Source organism: Geobacillus sp. WSUCF-018B (genome assembly GCF_002809985.1).
Taxonomy (GTDB): Bacteria; Bacillota; Bacilli; order Bacillales; family Anoxybacillaceae; genus Geobacillus; species Geobacillus thermophilus.
In genome coordinates this window covers 1-16,854 of sequence record NZ_PIJF01000066.1, presented here as the reverse complement: position 1 = coordinate 16,854, position 16,854 = coordinate 1, and the positions used below count along the sequence as shown (strand labels likewise).

The 16,854-nt window shown below is 50.6% G+C and carries 18 protein-coding genes and 1 pseudogene; 10 read left to right on the top strand and 9 right to left on the bottom strand.

Annotated features, from left to right (window positions below):
- Together CV944_RS17730 and CV944_RS15120 are read left to right on the top strand one after the other, a co-directional pair.
- Positions 1–182, top strand: a pseudogene (locus CV944_RS17730) (hypothetical protein); the annotation flags it as partial.
- A gap of 49 nt (positions 183–231) precedes the next feature.
- The gene (locus CV944_RS15120) at positions 232–1,068 is read left to right on the top strand and encodes a rhamnogalacturonan acetylesterase (protein ID WP_100664472.1); all 837 of its coding nucleotides are present in this window, start codon (positions 232–234) and stop codon (positions 1,066–1,068) included.
- A 108-nt stretch (positions 1,069–1,176) separates the two neighbouring features.
- Here the strand turns inward: CV944_RS15120 and CV944_RS15115 are convergent, their stop codons facing one another.
- The 3 genes from CV944_RS15115 to CV944_RS15100 form a co-directional block, all read right to left on the bottom strand.
- Positions 1,177–2,154 carry a bile acid:sodium symporter family protein gene (locus CV944_RS15115; RefSeq protein ID WP_100664471.1) on the bottom strand — a complete coding sequence of 326 codons (978 nt, stop codon included), beginning with the start codon at positions 2,152–2,154 and terminating at the stop codon, positions 1,177–1,179.
- 309 nt (positions 2,155–2,463) lie between these two features.
- Positions 2,464–3,438 (bottom strand): MBL fold metallo-hydrolase, encoded by a 975-nt coding sequence (locus CV944_RS15105; RefSeq protein ID WP_062898683.1) that lies wholly within the window; start codon positions 3,436–3,438, stop codon positions 2,464–2,466.
- A gap of 226 nt (positions 3,439–3,664) precedes the next feature.
- The gene (locus CV944_RS15100) at positions 3,665–3,967 is read right to left on the bottom strand and encodes a hypothetical protein (RefSeq protein WP_014196056.1); all 303 of its coding nucleotides are present in this window, start codon (positions 3,965–3,967) and stop codon (positions 3,665–3,667) included.
- A 293-nt stretch (positions 3,968–4,260) separates the two neighbouring features.
- Between CV944_RS15100 and CV944_RS15095 the strand changes: the two genes are divergently transcribed.
- Both CV944_RS15095 and CV944_RS15090 read left to right on the top strand, forming a co-directional pair.
- Positions 4,261–5,574, top strand: a complete 1,314-nt coding sequence (locus tag CV944_RS15095) for a processed acidic surface protein (RefSeq protein ID WP_033009520.1) — start codon at positions 4,261–4,263, stop codon at positions 5,572–5,574.
- Complete coding sequence (locus tag CV944_RS15090; protein ID WP_044741710.1) at positions 5,575–6,168, top strand: class D sortase; 594 nt, start codon at positions 5,575–5,577, stop codon at positions 6,166–6,168.
- Between the two features lie 45 nt (positions 6,169–6,213).
- Here CV944_RS15090 and CV944_RS15085 read toward each other — a convergent pair whose 3' ends face one another.
- Positions 6,214–7,365, bottom strand: a complete 1,152-nt coding sequence (locus CV944_RS15085; RefSeq protein WP_100664470.1) for a CapA family protein — start codon at positions 7,363–7,365, stop codon at positions 6,214–6,216.
- 235 nt (positions 7,366–7,600) lie between these two features.
- Between CV944_RS15085 and CV944_RS15080 the strand changes: the two genes are divergently transcribed.
- Entirely contained in the window at positions 7,601–8,053 is a 453-nt protein-coding gene (locus tag CV944_RS15080; RefSeq protein ID WP_100664469.1) for a hypothetical protein, read from the top strand.
- A 619-nt stretch (positions 8,054–8,672) separates the two neighbouring features.
- On the opposite strand, the gene CV944_RS15070 is transcribed toward CV944_RS15080, so the two are convergent.
- From CV944_RS15070 to CV944_RS15050, 5 genes are all read right to left on the bottom strand, one after another.
- Entirely contained in the window at positions 8,673–9,992 is a 1,320-nt protein-coding gene (locus CV944_RS15070; protein WP_014196063.1) for an ABC transporter substrate-binding protein, read from the bottom strand.
- A gap of 17 nt (positions 9,993–10,009) precedes the next feature.
- Positions 10,010–10,822: a carbohydrate ABC transporter permease gene (locus tag CV944_RS15065; RefSeq protein ID WP_100664468.1), complete on the bottom strand. Its 813-nt coding sequence runs from the start codon at positions 10,820–10,822 to the stop codon at positions 10,010–10,012.
- Positions 10,819–11,763, bottom strand: a complete 945-nt coding sequence (locus CV944_RS15060; RefSeq protein ID WP_021322413.1) for a carbohydrate ABC transporter permease — start codon at positions 11,761–11,763, stop codon at positions 10,819–10,821. The genes CV944_RS15065 and CV944_RS15060 overlap by 4 nt, the downstream gene beginning before the upstream one ends.
- Complete coding sequence (locus CV944_RS15055) at positions 11,760–12,863, bottom strand: ABC transporter ATP-binding protein (RefSeq protein ID WP_033012400.1); 1,104 nt, start codon at positions 12,861–12,863, stop codon at positions 11,760–11,762. The genes CV944_RS15060 and CV944_RS15055 overlap by 4 nt, the downstream gene beginning before the upstream one ends.
- Positions 12,864–13,058: 195 nt before the next feature.
- Positions 13,059–14,549, bottom strand: a complete 1,491-nt coding sequence (locus CV944_RS15050) for a peptide MFS transporter (protein WP_100664467.1) — start codon at positions 14,547–14,549, stop codon at positions 13,059–13,061.
- 326 nt (positions 14,550–14,875) lie between these two features.
- On the opposite strand from CV944_RS15050, the gene CV944_RS15045 reads away from it, so the two are divergent.
- The 5 genes from CV944_RS15045 to CV944_RS17725 all read left to right on the top strand — a co-directional run bounded on the left by CV944_RS15045 (position 14,876) and on the right by CV944_RS17725 (position 16,761).
- Entirely contained in the window at positions 14,876–15,172 is a 297-nt protein-coding gene (locus tag CV944_RS15045) for a hypothetical protein (RefSeq protein ID WP_233205025.1), read from the top strand.
- A 256-nt stretch (positions 15,173–15,428) separates the two neighbouring features.
- Positions 15,429–15,950, top strand: coding sequence for a gamma carbonic anhydrase family protein (locus tag CV944_RS15040; protein ID WP_100664466.1), 522 nt, complete (start codon positions 15,429–15,431; stop codon positions 15,948–15,950).
- A 53-nt stretch (positions 15,951–16,003) separates the two neighbouring features.
- Positions 16,004–16,225 (top strand): hypothetical protein, encoded by a 222-nt coding sequence (locus tag CV944_RS17355; RefSeq protein ID WP_158236224.1) that lies wholly within the window; start codon positions 16,004–16,006, stop codon positions 16,223–16,225.
- Positions 16,170–16,571, top strand: a complete 402-nt coding sequence (locus tag CV944_RS15035; RefSeq protein WP_233205027.1) for a hypothetical protein — start codon at positions 16,170–16,172, stop codon at positions 16,569–16,571. Before CV944_RS17355 ends, CV944_RS15035 begins: the two co-directional genes overlap by 56 nt.
- The gene (locus CV944_RS17725; protein ID WP_233205024.1) at positions 16,519–16,761 is read left to right on the top strand and encodes a transposase; all 243 of its coding nucleotides are present in this window, start codon (positions 16,519–16,521) and stop codon (positions 16,759–16,761) included. The genes CV944_RS15035 and CV944_RS17725 overlap by 53 nt, the downstream gene beginning before the upstream one ends.
- Positions 16,762–16,854: the final 93 nt, after the last annotated feature.

Here is a 16,854-nt window from a genome sequence, read left to right as displayed (position 1 = left end):
TTGGTTTGGTCACCTTTACCATACAGGAAAATTCGCATTTTTTGTACCCTCTATGCACACCTACCTTAAATGATCAAGTACAACTTGTGGTGAAGAGCCATAATATGGGAATTTTACCGCCGATTCCAAACGGTGGACTAGCACGAATGGCGCATAAAGGCAATGGCAGCGAGCAACGATAACGGGGAACAAACCGAAAAGACGAGCAGCTGCCGGATAGGAGGAATCCGATTGAGAAGAAAAAAAGCCGCATTCCTTTGCTTGGCTGTCATCGCCGCCAGCGTTGCCCTCATCGCCCAACCGGACACGGATGGAAAAGCATCCAAAACGGGCGGACGGGCCGTCATAACGATCTACTTGGCCGGCGATTCGACCGTCGCCGCCGCCCCCCGCTCCCGCGCTCCCCGGGCCGGATGGGGTGAAATGCTCGATGATTGGTTTGATGACAACGTCATGGTGAAAAATATGGCCGCTTCCGGCCGCAGCGCGAAAAGTTTTGTCGAAGAAGGACGGCTCTCCCGCATTTTGCGGGAAATGAAAAAAGGGGATTACTTGTTCATCCAATTCGGTCACAACGATGAAAAGGCGAACGATCCGGCGCGTTACACCGAACCGTTCACCTCTTACCAAGCGTACTTACAACAATATATTGACAGCGCCCGGGCCAAAGGGGCGATTCCCGTCCTCATCACTCCGGTCGAGCGGCGGCGCTTTTCTGCTGACGGACGGGCGCTCGATTCCCACGGACGCTATCCTGCCGCCATGAAAGCGCTCGGAAAACACGAACGTGTTCCAGTGGTCGATTTGACAACGAAAAGCAAACAACGGTTTGAACAGCTTGGACCGGAACGGACGAAGCGGTGGTTTTTATGGCTTGAGCCGGGCGAGCACCCCAATTACCCGGAAGGCATCAAAGACAACACCCATTTTCATGAGCGCGGGGCGAAAGAAATCGCCCGTTTGGTCGTCGAAGGCATCGTCGAACTGAATCTCCCTCTTCGCCGCCACCTCATCCGTTCACCGAAACGAGAACCTATACGAGACCGCCTCAGCGGCGAAACGCCGTGACGTCGAGCACCCCGCTTGCTTTCCCCGCACCTGCCCGCCCGCCTAGGACGGGCGTTTTTTCGCTTTTTGCTCCCGCCAGGCGCTGCATACCGCCTGCCCTTTCCATCCCTACCGGGCGCTTCCGGCGTATGGCGCTCTGCCGCTCGTTGGTGAATGGTACGTTTTATGCAACAGGCGGTGGTATAGGGACGCGAGCACTTGTTGAAACAGCATGCCGAGCACGACCGGCACGCTCACTGGCGGCGGAAAATAGGTCATGGCAAGCACCGCGCCGGCGCTGATGTTGCGCATCCCGCCGGTAAACGTTAACGCAATAATATCCGACGGGGCAAACCTGAGCCATCGGGCCGCCATCCAAGAAAGAAAATAGCCGGAGCTCGCGATCGCCAAGACAAGCAGCGCCATGAAAAACAGCCGGGCGTCAACACGGCCAAAATACGGGGCGACGACTGCGCTGTTGATCATGACGACAAGCGCCAGCGCCAGCTTGGAAAACGGGGACAGCACCACCGCCAGCTGCTCGTTCGCTTGAGCAGACAGCCGTTCGCCCACGAACATGCCGGCTAGTGACGGCAAAATAATCATAAAAAACAAGCCGAGCATCATCTGGCCCACGTCGAGCTCGACCACGCTTCCGGCCAATACAAGCAACGTCAGCGGCACAACGATGGGCGATAAAAACGTATCAATCAAAATGACAGAAAGGGCAAGCGCCAAGTTTCCGCGGCCGAGCGACACCCAGATAAAGCTTGTCACCCCGGTCGGAATAGCGGCCGCCAACACAAACCCGATCACCGTCCAACGGTCGCTGCCAAAAAACAGATGTCCAAGCCCAAACGCCCACAGCGGGATGATGAAATGGAGCAGACATAGCGCCGCAGCGATCGGGCCAGGGTGAATGAGCGCCTCTTTCAAATTGGCCAAACGCAAGCGCAAACTGCCGCTAAACGTCATCAACGCAAACAGCCACGGCACAAGCGCGGCATAGCCGTGCAGTTCGTCCGCCAGCCAGATGCCGGCCGCCACGCTCGCCGGCGTAAGAAACGGCAGCGCCTTCTCAAGCCGACGGTTGATCGATTGCCACATCGGTTTCATCTCCCTGTCTCACCATTCAAGGGCTCTTTTGCTATGCCTACACCTCCCCCATTATACACCGTAATCGCCCCATTGGAGCGACAAATTTTCATGAAACCGATGGACAACGGTTGACCAGCCAGCTCCTTAGGCTATTTCGCTGCTTTTCCCCCTCACCATTCAGCAACAAAACGACATCGCCTCGCTTCACATCATACAGCCCAGTCATTGCTTTTTCCATCCGTTCAAGCCTTTCTTTGTTCGTCCATGCGCCACACAATAATACAAAAAGATTCCAACTCTCTAGCAGCTGGACATCGGTCATTGCCGATAAACGATTGCATGTCGATGCTCCTCTTTTTGCAATTCACCGACAGACACCAAATATTCCAAATGCGCCAATGTCTCAGCCACTGCAAACCGCCATTGGTGCACGGTCAGCGGCTTATGGCCGAACACAAGATGGGCCACTTCATAGGCGGTGCGCCCCGATGTTGCTAGCGTTTTCATTTTTTGCAACCGTTGTTCGTGGTGGCGGAAAATGTCGCTGATCCGCTCGCGAAATTGGCGAATGACCGCGCCATGGGCAGGAAGAGCCACATCCACCTCCAGTTCCTCCACTTTGCGAAGCGAGGCAAAATATTGCTCGAGCGGATTTGGATAAGCGCCGGGCCATACACTAATGTTCGGAGTAATGCGATCAAGCACATGATCTGATGCAAGCAACTGGCGCGATTCCGGCTGATAAAAGCTGATCAATCCATCGCTGTGCCCCGGGACCGGGATGACCGCCCATCGCCGCTGCCCCAGCACAATTTCCGAACGATCCAAAACGGTTAGCACCGGAAACGGGCTAACGCGCAACGACAGCTTCCACATGCTCTCCTCAATGTCCGTTACCAACTCATCCGGCACACCATGGCGGCGAAACATGGCACCCACTTCGCTCGCCTGAACGCTCTCTTCCCCCCACACTCGTTCCGCCATCGCATAATCCGGCTCGCTGATCCAGACAGGCGCCTCCGTCTGCTGTTGCATCCACCCAGCCAAGCCAAAATGATCCGGATGAAAGTGAGTGATGTAAATGGCCTGAACATGCCGCGGTTTGATTCCAAGCTGCCGAAACACTGCTTCCCAAGCGCTAATCGCCTCTGGATAGCGAAAGCCGACGTCAACAATGCTCCATCCATCCGCTTCCCGACCTACGTAACAATAGACATACTTCATCGGAAATGGAACTGGGATTGGAACGCGGTACATTTCATCTCCTATCCACTCCATTTCGATCTGCGTCATCCATTCTCCCCCCCCCTTTTTTTGCATCAAATCTTTTTTCATGTACCAAGAACGCTTCGCTTTTATTTTATATTTCTGAATATTTAGTTAATAAAAATATTATGCTACAATCTTCTATCTTTTTCAACCTTCAAAATCATTAGGACAAAACAAAAGGGTGCCCATCCATCATTTTGGAACACCCTTTTCCATGATCCCATCGGTCATCCAATACTATCACAAGCGGCTACATCTCATTACTTTTGGATGATTTTGCAGGAAAATCCATTGCAGCAGGCTGCATCGTTCCCATCCGCCGGCTCATCCAGCGGTTGAGGCCGCGAATCACGTTTCGCATCGGGCCTTGCGTCATCGGCGCCATGCGTCTCCCTTGTCTCGCTCCCAACATCGCGGCTGCCACCGCTCCTAAGCTTACGCTGACGAGCGTCCAAATGGCGTTATGGTTTCTTCGCCGTCTAACAACCCCCAACCATGGATTCCACAACCCGCGGCCGCGCTGAACGCGGAACAGACGGAATAAGCGATCCATTGTACCTCCACCTCCTTTTGCTCGACAGCTCCCGTTCAACGGTTAGCATACGTTGCCTCTAAAAAGTCATACGTGGAAAACATTAGATGTAAACAGGGAGGGTGTTTTTCCGATTGTTCGATTCTGTTTTCCTTCATAACAAGTCATTTTGATAGAATGCAGCGGGCGTTCTACTGGATGTAAAACAAAGTTTCAACTTATATATATAAAAATTTCCATATATTTCACTATTTTCGTCCCTTTCATGTTCCTATATACTGAATTCGTATATACAAACAAACGGAGGTCACGACATGAAAAACATCGTTCCTTTTGCCTTGGCCGCATCCATAGCCACTGTATGGCCAGCTTCAGCGTTCGCCATTGAACGCAACGATCCAGCTTTAGAGCAGTATTTAAATGAAGCAGGGATCACAGTCGAAGAGCTGGAAAATTATTTGGACTATGAAGGCTATTCGCTCGATGAGTTTGACAGCGTGGACGAAATGCGCCGTGAGTTCGGCGAGCCGCTCACGGAAGAAAATTTAGCTCAGTTGCTCGCCAAACACGGATTGACCGAACAACAGCTTCGACAAATGCTCATCGACAATGGAGAAATGGAAGAGTCACAGGCCATTACTGATGTGTTTTTATTTTACAATGATCTGGAAGAATATATCGAACTGTTTAAAGATTACTCCGTTCCGATCACGGATGAAACGCTGGCCGCCTTTCTAAACGAACGCGGAATGACAAAGGAAGAGCTCATCGCCCTTCTTGATCGGCACGGCGAATCGTTGGCCGATTACCACTCGATCGGCGAGCTGAAAGATATCGTCGATTATTATCGAAATTTGACGCCGTTGACCGAAGAAACATTAAACAAATTTTTACAAGAAATTGGCATGACGAAAACGCAATTGGAAAAACTGCTGTCTAAAAACGGCGATTCGCTTGACAATTATGCGACGGTCGAGGAACTGTCGGAGACAGTCATCGACTACTTGCTTCCGGATTTAGACGAGCTTGGTTTGACGGACGCAGAGTTGGAAAAGCTCTATAACCATTTTGAATCGCTGAATATGGAAGATCCGCAATTCGCCGAGAAAATGGAAGAAATCGGCCAACGGCTTGAGGCGATCGGTGCGTACGATTTTACGAGCGTGACGGAGCTATCGCCAACGCAAATCGCTGAGATCGCCAATGTATGGACCGACCTGCTTTCCACATTTCAGCTGGAAGCGAAGTTTTATTTGACAAAAGGTGGCGAGAAAAAGCCGCTCAGCCTGTCGACGCTGCTGACAATGGAATCAGCGAACGGCTACGATTTGCTTGTTGAAATTTACAGCACTGACGGCGAGCTGCTGGCTGATTTTGTCGTGACCGAAGAGATGTTTGCCTCCGACATATTCGATGAAATCGGCGAAGACTTGCAACAGAGCGGCCAGGCAGCGAAAATCGAAAAAGTGGTGAAACCGGCGCCGCCGAAACCGCTGAAGCGGACCGAAGCCGGAGCGAAACTGCCGAAGACGGCATCCCCGTATGCCGCTTATATGCTTTTTGGTTTGACCTTAATCGGTGCCGGCGCATTCCTTGTCCGCTTCCGCCAAGGAGCCGAGGCGAAATAAATGAACCGGAAACGGCTCGTGCGCTTTTTTGGAGCAAGCTTGATCGCAGCAGGAATCGCCGTAGCCGCCGTTAGCGGCTTGAAGTGGAAAAACGGCTTGGAGGCGGTCAAACCGCTGTCTGTTGAAATAGAGAGACAAACAGGCGCTGCGCCGATGCAAATCCAAAGTTCACTCTACCCAAAACAGCCCAAAATCGGCGAACAAATCGGCGAACTCATCATCCCGAAGCTCAACATGAGCCTAGCGATTTACCACGGTACAGATGAAAACGAGTTGGAAAAAGGGGTCGGCCATTACGCCGGCAGTGTCCTGCCAGGAGAGGCGGACAACTGCGTGCTTTCTGGCCATCGCGACACGGTCTTCCGCCGTCTTGGCGAAGTCGGCCAAGGCGATCTCTTGATCGTCCGTACGTCCGCCGGCACATTCACCTATAAAGTGCGCAAAGTGCGCATCGTCGACGCCGACGACCGGACGGTCATCGTTCCAAAGCCGAAAGCGACACTCACCCTTTCCACGTGCTATCCGTTCCGCTACGTCGGCCCTGCTCCGCAGCGGTACGTGCTCGTCGCCAACTTAATCAATGATCGCTCTTAACCTTGCAAAAAGCGAAAGGATGGCCGAAACAAGGGTCATCCTTTTTTACTTCACTTCGTACGCGGTCCAAGTCGGCTTTTTGATTTTCGCCGACAGCGAGACAATTTTCCGTTTCACTCGGGCTGCTTCCCCTCCCGCTAACGGCATCGGCTGATAATTGTTTCTTGTCGTCACCGATGAAATGCGAAACGGGATGACGCGGATTTCTTTTTTGGCCGTCCGCTTGCCGTTTTGAAAAGAAAACACCTGCTGGAAAACAAACGTATCTTTGTCGCTCGGGTTTTTGTTTCCGCCAAACATAAAATTCCCTAAACTGTAGACAATAAATTTGCCTTTGTACTCCTCGATCCCTTGCACGACGTGCGGATGATGGCCGACGACCAAATCGGCGCCGCTGTCAATCGCAAAGCGGCCGAGCGCCTTTTGCGTGCGGTTTGGCACATAGCTTCGTTCCACTCCCCAGTGGAAATGGACTAGAATGATGTCGGCTCCTTGTTTCCGAAGTGTGCGAATATCGTTGGCGATTTGCTTGCGCAACGTGCTGGTATTGCTCCAGCCTTCATAGCCGAGCGCCCCGACTTGAATGCCTTTGACCGTTTTCATGAGCCGAAGCGTACGGCCGAAATAACCGATGTTTTCCTTTTTTAAACTGGCAATCGTGTCATTGTATCCTCGTTGCAAGTAATCGTATGTATGATTATTGGCCAGATTCACAGCATCAATGCCGCCATAGGTTAAGATTTTCGCATAACTCGGGTGGCCGCGAAAACGAAATGTCTTGCTTGCCTTCCGCGTCGAGGTCGTCAGCGTCGTTTCCAAATTGACGGTCGTAAAATCGTCCTTTTTGAAGATCGGCTCAATGTATTTCGTAAAATAGCGCAAGCCGTGCTTTTTCACTTCTTCATCAAACGAATACGCATAACCGTAGTTTTCATCACGCCCAAGCGTCACATCGCCCGCCGCGCTGATGGTGATGCGCACTTCGTTCGGGTTCGGCGCCGCTTGTTTGGCAGAGGCTGACGCTATCACCATCTTATCGATCGGACTCGGCAACGGTAGATGCTCGATTGTTTGCCCCGCGGTTGGCGCCGCCAGCACTTCCTCGACGCTGCGATCAGCCGCATTGCTGCAAGAAAATAAAAAGACAGACGCCATGCATATAAGCGCCGCATTTCTCCTCTTGATCCATGCGTTCATCTTCCCTCTCCTATCCATCTATTTTCTTCAAAAGACGAAAACTTCTGCTAATGACGTATTCAACACACCCCCTATTTATCCCTTTTCTTTCCCTCAATTTAGGAGTGATGCCCTAGCCAAGCCATGATATAATGAGCTTGCAGGCGTTTCCTCCCCGAATTCCACACCTTGTCCTCCTCACGTTTCATGGTCGAAACGCCCCGAGTGAATCCCATCTCGATAAGGAGGTTTCTTCATGGAAGAGCTGTTGCGGCAGTTAACGACGCTTGTCCAAGGGCTTGTCGATGACATGTCCGTCCTGAAACAAGACATGCAAACGGTGAAGCAAAAATTGGGTCAACTTGAACAACGGGTGGACAAACTTGAGCAACGGATGGACAAACAGGAAGAAGAGCTGCGCTGGCTGAAGGAGCAGATGAAAGAAAACACGGAAATGATCAAAGCGATCCGCGACAATCAACTCGAACAGCGCAGCATTCAAGACGGCATGCGCCATGAAATCGCCAGCCTCCGCGGAGAAATGGCCGGCATTCGCGAGCAAATGGCAACAAAAGACCAGCTCTCCCGACTTCGCGAGCAAATGGCGACAAAAGAAGACATCTCCCTCATTCATCAGCGGCTTGATTATCAACTTGGCCGCATCGCGAAAGTGGAGGAGGAGATGCATTTGCTGAAGAAAGCGGATTGACACTCCACACGCTTAAAGGCATTTAGAGGGACTATTAGAAGTTCTTGTCAAGTCCTTACTCTACTCTATAATATGTGTACTTCCGCTAGTTATTTTGTTCGGTATACCAATCTCCTTATTGATAGACTACGTATTACAAAGAATAAATCAAATGAATCCTCCTATATCATTTCTCCTGCATGCTATAGCCTATTTTATTGCCGTAATAATATATTGGGTGATCAATTTTGGAGTAGATAAAATAATATATATAGGGGAGCCTGAAATAGCCTATAATGTATTTTTATTTGTGTATACCCCTTGTGTTTTTTGGATTATAACATACTCAATAAAAAAGCAATATTTAAGAAAATAAAATCGATACAACTTACATTTCGCACCCTACAGTTTGGAAAAAATTATTTATTTGATTTTTTAGAATAACTTTCCGATCAACACGATTAGCGATGGCAATCTTTTTTGCCATCGCTAATCGTTCCGTATGACATTACACGTAAATGTCCTTGTCCATGCCTGGTCCTTGCAGAACCCTTCACTGATTAAGGAGATCGGTTTCCCGAACGAGCATTGGATTTGCCTGTCCGGCAGCTCCACCTGGACGCTTGTCCGGTTGGTCAGGTCAGTTTCCGGCCTCCTGCAACACCCGATTTGTCTCTTCCGCCGCCTGATCGAGCGCGTTTTGCGGATCGATTCCTTCGTACAACCGTTCCATCGCTTTCACCACATGTTGCCGAGATTCAGGGAAGACGGTGATGAGCGCCCCTTGGGTAGCAGGGGTTGATTTTGTTTCATGCAGCTGATCCACCGTCACTTTTAATTGTGGGTATTTCGCCCACTCCTCTTTGACGAGCGGCTCATCGTACGCAGCCGGGTTAATGGCAAAATACCCTGTGCGCACATGCCACTCAGCTTGGACAGGAGCGGTTGTCAAGTATTTCATGAACTCCCACGCCGCTTTTTGCTCCTTTTCGCTGCTTCCTTTCATCATCCAGAGCGAAGCGCCGCCAATTACGACGCCTTGACGTTCCACGCCATCCGGGACAGGCAAATACGAAACGCCAACGTCAAATGGCGAGTTATCGATCAACGTTTTTACACCAGCGGACGAATCCAAATACATGGCGATTTTTCCTGCTTGGAAGGCGGCGCGCATGTCGTCCCAGTTTTGACCGGCGTTGTAAAACGTGCCGTCTCGGTACATGTCGCTGATCAGCTCAAATACGCGCTTCCCCTCATCTCCATTGAATACTGCTTTTGTCGCATCACTGCTCCGTCCATTGTTGTTGTTCACATACAGTCCGCCTTGTACGGCCACCATTTCTTCAAAAAACCAGCCGTAGTTCAAAATCGAGAATCCGTACCGTTCGGTTTCTTTTCCTTTTTTCTTTGTCAGCTTTTTCGCCGCTTCCTTCAACTCGCTATAGGTGAGAGGCGGTTTTTCCGGATCAAGCCCGGCTTCGCGGAACGCATCTTTGTTATAAATGAGTACAGGGGTGGATGAGTTAAATGGCATCGAGTAAATCCGCCCGTTCACGGTATAATAATTGACAATGTTTTTCTCCCATTGTGAGACATCATACTTGTCTTTATCGATCCACGTTTGCACTGGAACAATCTTTCCACTGTCGATCATATGCTTTGTTCCGACTTCAAACGTCTGCATGATCGTCGGGGCGTCTTTTGTCCCTGCTGCCGCATTCCATTTCGTCAGCGCCTCCTCATAGGTGCCTTGAAATACTGGCTTCACCTCAATCTCTGGATGGGTTTGGTTAAAATCAGCGACAATGTCATTTAAGACCGGCTCCAAATCCCCGCTCATCGAATGCCAAAACACCACTTCTGTTTTGCCTCCCGCCGCTTCGCCCGCATCTTCGCTTGAGCATCCCGCGGCAAATCCAATAAACATTAAAGCTAAGAAACTGGCTAAAACCTTTCTCATCTTGTTTCTCCTCCTCGCTATTGAATCGCTCCTTGCATAAGCCCTTTTCGCAATTGCTTCTGTCCAGCAAACAACAGCAACAAAGTTGGAAGCATCGCGATAACCGCCGCTGCCATAACGACGCCCCAGCTGCTGGCGATCTCTTGCGTCTGCAGCTGCTTGAGCCCGATCTGCACGGTGCGGACACGGTCATCGTTTGTAACGAGCAGCGGCCATAAATACATATTCCAAGCATCCAAAAAACTATAAACAGCCAGCGTCACCAAACTCGTTTTTGAAAGCGGCAGCACGACGCGGCAAAAAAAGCGGAAATTCCCCACCCCAGACAACTGCGCCGCCTCATACAGCTCGTGCGGAATTTGCTTAAACTGTTGCCGCAATAAAAAGATGCCAAATGCCATCGCCCAAAACGGCACGATGAGTCCTGCGTAATGGTTTGTCCAGCCAAGCGCTTGGATGGTCAAAAAATTTGGGATCACAGTCGCTTCCCACGGAACGAGCATCGTGGCAATGCACACGTAAAACCACCGATCCCGACCGGGAAAGCGGAGAAACACAAAAGCGAAAGCGGCGAGACTTGACACGATGAGGCGCCCCACTGTAATCATGAAAGCCACAAAAAAGCTGTTCCATAAATATCTCCCAAGCGGCGCCTGTTGAAACGCTGCCTCATAATTGACCAATGTCCAATTCTCAGGCCATAGGCGTCCTGACAAAATAGCGGCTCCATCCATCAAACTCATCAGAAGAGCATAAGCCACTGGAAACAAGATGACAACCGAGCATAGGCATAACAACACATAGTGAGCCGTTGCCCGCGCTATTTTCATTGGTAGTGCACCTTCCTCTCAGCAAACCGAAACTGCAAAAACGTGACGATGGCGATGATGAGAAAAAGGACAAGGGCTTGCGCGCTCGCGGAACCAAACTGATAGTTGACGAACGCTTCCCGGTAAATCGCGTAAACGAACACATTCGTAGCCTCCACCGGCCCGCCTTTCGTTAAAAAGTCAATTTGTCCAAACGTTTGCAGCGCTTGAATAAGCGAGACCGTCGTGACAAAAAACAACGTTGGCGACAACAGCGGCACAGTCACTGTCCACAGCTGGCGCCAATAGCTCATTCCAGCGATGCGGGCGCTTTCGTACAAGGATGGATCGATGTTTTGCAGACCGGCCAGCAACAATAAAAAGGTCAGTCCGATATTCATCCAGATCGTCGCCGCCGCCACCGCATACAATGCCGTGTCCTGGTCAAGAAGCCATGAAACAGGAGTCCCGCCGATCGCGGACACCAAACGATTGATGATCCCGATCGCCGGATTGTACATAAACATCCAAATCACCGAAGCGACTCCCACGCTCATCCCCATCGTAGAGGCAAAAATCGTCCGAAAGATCCCGATTCCTTTCCGTGTTTCATGAGCGAGCAACGCTAAACCGAACGAAACGGCGACCGTCGTCGGGACAGTGAGCGCCGCAAATAGAACCGTCGCCTTCAAACTATGCCAAAACGATGCATCTTGAAGAAGAGCAACAAAATGCGCCAAACCGACAAATTCCGTCGGGTGCCCTTGATAATCGGTGTGAAACACGCTTAAATACATCGTTCTCCCCAACGGGTAAAAGAGAAACACGCCAAACAGTAGGAGCGAAGGACAAAGATACACCATCCCTTCCAACCACGATTTTATTGCGGCCTGCCGCGCCTCCCGCTTCGTCCGGACCGACCATGGCGCTGGGGAGGGAACCGTTGAAACACGCTCATTCATTGGTGAACCCACACCTCCTCCCGCTTGATGGACGGGGCTCCAATTCGCTTTCCAGACGCATCGAAAAACAGGAAATCCTGCTCATCAAACGTCAATGGCACCACTTCTCCCAAACGGATGCGCCATTGTCCATTCCATCGTGCTGTCCAATAAAGATTTTTTGCCAACTCAAACGTCACTAACGTTTCATTGCCGAGCCACTCGACATGGCTGACTTTGACGGCCATAGATTCTTCTCCTGATTCCGCCGGCTCAATATGTTCCGGCCGCAGTCCGACGATCACCCGTTCAGCCTTCGGCAAAGAACGACGCCGAAGACGGATGGGCCGCTCGTTTTGCAATAAGAGGGAATGGTTCAGCACATGCGCTTCCGCCAAATTCATCGGCGGTGTTCCGATAAATGAAGCGACAAACGTGTTATCTGGGCTATTGTATACATCAAGCGGACTGCCGATTTGTTGCGGACGGCCGTCATGCAAAATCATCATCCGGTCAGCCATGGTCATCGCTTCCGTCTGATCGTGCGTGACATAAATCACAGTCATGCCGAGCTGACGTTGCAAACGTCGAAGCTCGCTCCTCATTTTCGCACGCAGCTTGGCATCTAAATTGGAGAGCGGTTCATCCATCAAACAAAGCGGAGTCTGCGCGACAATCGCTCGCCCTAAGGCGACGCGTTGACGCTGCCCCCCTGACAATTCCCGCGGCTTCCTATGCAGCACATCGGTCAATCCAAGCAATTCCGCCGCTTCCATGCAACGTTTCACTTGTTCTTCTTTCGGCACCTTTTGCGCCTGCAAGACAATCCGCATATTTTGCTCCACCGTCAAATGGGGATATAGCGCATAATTTTGAAAGACCATCGATAACCGGCGGGCGTGAGGGGGCCAATCATTCGCCACTTGTCCATCGATCAATACATATCCTGATGTCAGCGGCTCAAGGCCAGCGATCAGCCGCAAAATCGTGCTTTTGCCGCATCCCGATGGGCCGACAAGAACAAAAAACTCCCCTGATTCAATCGCGACATTCACATTCTCGACCGCGCTCTTTTTGCCTCCATACGATTTCGTCACCTCAACCAGCTCAAGAAACGCCATCCGCTTTTCTCCCCTTTCCTCTTTTTCTATTCCATCGTAATCCATTTTTGTAAACGCCATCTGAACTTATTTTTTGATTTATGTAAATATTTTTTGAATAAAAAAAGAAGCTCTGCCAACGCAGAGCATCCTGTCACAGATTTGTAATCTTTTGGATCATCTGTTTTCCCTGTTGATACAAACATCAGCGTGATATTAACGAACGCCCTTCATGAGCCGCTGAATGCTCGGGGCGAGCAAAAACAAGATGACGCTTAACACAACCGCCGCCCCGCCGATCGTGCCGAAATAGGCCGTTTCGTTTTCGGGCGTATAGAAGCGCACAAGCTGAGCGTTGATCGCTTGCGCGGCGGCGTTCGATAGAAACCAAAGGCTCATCGTTTGCGCTGAGAAAGCGGCAGGGGCAAGTTTCGTCGTCGCCGACAGGCCGACCGGCGACAGGCAAAGTTCACCAAGCACGACGATGAAATAGCTTAACACAAGCCAGATCGGATGGACGAGCCCTCCGCCGCTCAAATGCCCCGGCACGAGAATGACGATGAACGACAGGCCGGCGAACAACAAGCCGAGCGCGAATTTTTGCGGGATCGTCGGCTGCCGTTTGCCAAGCTTCACCCACATCCACGCGAACACCGGCGCTAAGAGGATGATAAACAGCGGGTTCAGCGATTGGAACCAAGCCGGTGAAAGGTGAATGCCGGCGACATCCAGCTGTGTCCGCTTGTCCGCATAGTTCGCCAAAATGGTCGATCCTTGTTCTTGAATCGCCCAAAACATCGCTGAAGCGATGAACAACGGAATGTACGCGATCACGCGCGACCGCTCCTCCGCCGTCGTTTTCGGGCTGCGGTACATGACGACAAAATAGATGATCGGGATGATGATGCCTAAGATGCCGACAAGGGAAATAAACGTTTCCACAGTGAACCAACCGTTCGGAATCAAGATGGCTAGCAGCACGGCAATCACGACCGCCCCCACGGCTATGATCGAAGCCGCTTTTTTCTTTTCTGCCGGCGTCAGCGGGTTGGGCACGTACGTCCCCGCCAACCCGAGGTTTTTCTTTCTTGTCGCGATGAAGACAATCAATCCGAGAAACATCCCGACGGCCGCAAGTCCGAAGCCGAGGTGGAAGTTATACTTCATCCCCGCGGTACCGACAACAAGCGGAGCCAAAAAGGCGCCAAGGTTAATCCCCATGTAAAAAATGCTAAATCCGGCGTCGCGGCGGTCATCGCCAGGCTTGTACATATCGCCGACAATGCTCGAAACGTTCGGTTTTAACAACCCGGTTCCCAAGACAATGAGCGCCATGGACACAAACAGCGCCGCCACCCCGCCTGGAATCGCCAAGGCGATATGGCCGGCCATAATGAGAAGGCCGCCGTAAAAGACCGCGCGCGACGTGCCAAACACCCGGTCAGCAAGCCAACCGCCAATGATTCCGGACATGTACACCAGCGCCCCATAAATCGACATAATCGCGAGCGCCAGATGCTCATCAAGCCCGAGCCCGCCTTTCGATACTTCATAATACATGTAATACACTAAAATGGCGCGCATGCCATAGTACGAAAAGCGCTCCCAAAACTCGGTGAAAAAGAGCGTAAACAGCCCTTTCGGATGGCCGAAAAAGCCGCGCTGGGGAACGCTGGCAGCGATTTGTTGCTTGTCAATGGATGACATAACCACTACTTACCTCCTTTAAATTCTTTTAATATAATAATTCATTATGTTTATATTGTCAAAAAAATTTTGTATGATTTATATCATGGTAAATAAAACAATAATATCAAGAAAAATAATATTATTTAAATAAAAATTCTGAAAAACATTTCTCCCTTTCCGTTTTCTTCGTTATAGGAAAAACCCTTTTCCGCTTTTCGTTGATCATGTATAATCAATGGCAGGGAATCGTCGTTTCCCCACAACACCATTTCCTCTTTTCCATCTCATCTGCATCTTTGTGTCCACCGCAATTCCCTTATCTTATTGACGATTAGGAAAGGATGTTGTCCATCAGCGAGCCGTGGCATCTTATTTTGGACAAGCTCGAAATCATGCAGCAGGAAATGGCAGAGATGAAGGCCAATATGGCCACCAAACAGGAGCTTGAAGACATCAAAGCCAATATGGCTACCAAGCAGGAACTTGAGGACATGAAAGCGAATATGGCGACAAAAGCGGAGTTGAATGAAATCAAAGCCGACATGGCAAAGGGATTTGCCGCTGTTCATCAAGCCATTCGGGAAATCGATGTGATCGTGAAACGGCTTGAACAGAATCAAGAGCAACAAATGCAGCTATAGCTGCGCCAAGAGCGGATCATCGATATGTTATGCCGCCGATCGATTGAACACGAAACGGTGATTGCAGATTTGCGCCTTGCCATCAAAGGATGACGACCGCCTCATTGCCGCTTTTGCTCGCCCCGTAAGGCATTGGTACATGAATGGATGGTTCTTGGCAGCGGAAAAGATATCGTGTATTCCGCTTATTTCCGTCCCCGTGCAAAATGTGTTATACTGATCATGACACAGTTCACCAAATGAAGGGGATGTGGGGATGCTATACCCGTATAACGGAAAACGTCCGAATGTTCATGAAACCGCATTCATTGCCCCGGGAGCCTATTTGATCGGAGACGTCACCGTCGGTCCGGAATCGACCATTTGGTTCAACGCGGTCCTGCGCGGAGATGAAGGGCCGATTACAATCGGCGCCCGAACGAGCATTCAAGACAATACGACCTGCCATTTGTACGAAGGGTCGCCGCTCATTGTTGAAGATGAAGTGACGGTCGGGCATAATGTGATCCTTCACGGCTGCACGATCCGCAAACGGTCGATCATCGGCATGGGGTCGACGATTTTGGATGGGGCCGAAATCGGTGAAGAATGCATCATCGGCGCCAACACGTTGATTCCGTCCGGCAAAAAGATTCCGCCCCGCTCACTCGTCATTGGCTCGCCTGGAAAAGTGGTGCGTGAACTGACGGACAAAGACCTTGAGCTCATCCAGCTGTCGATTGATACATACGTGCAAAAAGGAAAAGAGTATCGCGAACAGCTGGCCAATCATCGGTAATAACGCCTTGAACGCTCTCCCACCTACGCTAAACGCTTAAAGGTGGGAGATTCTTGAGAACACCCGCCTCACAGCAAGCTGTTAACCAAGCCATCCCCGCCCACTTCAAGTGGGGGGGCTTCTCGCATAGCCATCAAGTTAAGAATTTGATCTTTTTTCAGCGCCAAAAACATGGTATCCTTTCTAACGAAAATCATCGTTGGAAAGGATTGTTTTTTGATGGCAAAAAAGATGAAGGCATGGATAACAACGATTCGTCAACTCTTCTCCTCTGAAGAACTGACCCGTCTGGCACGGAAAGTCGGATTCATTCAGCGGCAGCGTTCATTAACAGCGGAAGCCTTTCTGACGCTATGTGCTTGGGGAGACGGATCGCTCGCCTGTCAGTCGCTTCAGCGGTTGTGTGCCGATTTGGCGCTCTGGCATGATTGCTCTCTCTCGAATGAAGGACTGAATCAGCGGTTTACGCCTCGTGCCGTGGCGTTTTTAAAAGAGGTCTTGCCTGTATGTTCCGCGTCTGATTTTTCGCCGTCTCACAGCGGAAGAATGGGAAAAACGGCTGGCGTATGTGCGGAAAAAGGAAAAAAAGAAAGGGAAGGCGCTGTCACGCCAAACCCTTGAACAAAAGAAATATCACATCTTACTGACCAATTTACCACAAGAATCGTTTGATGCGCAACAAGTTTATGAGCTGTATTCGCTGCGCTGGCAAGTGGAGCTGTTATTTAAGGGCTGGAAATCCTTATTTGACCTTGACCGTGTCAAAAAGATGAAGAAGGAACGATTCGAATGCCACTTATATGGGGTGTGAGTAAAATATTTGTGGGTGACATTCCGAAATGATCCCCGACGAGGGTTGCGAACTTTTGTTCGCGACGCTCGTCGGGGCCACCAAGCGAAGCGC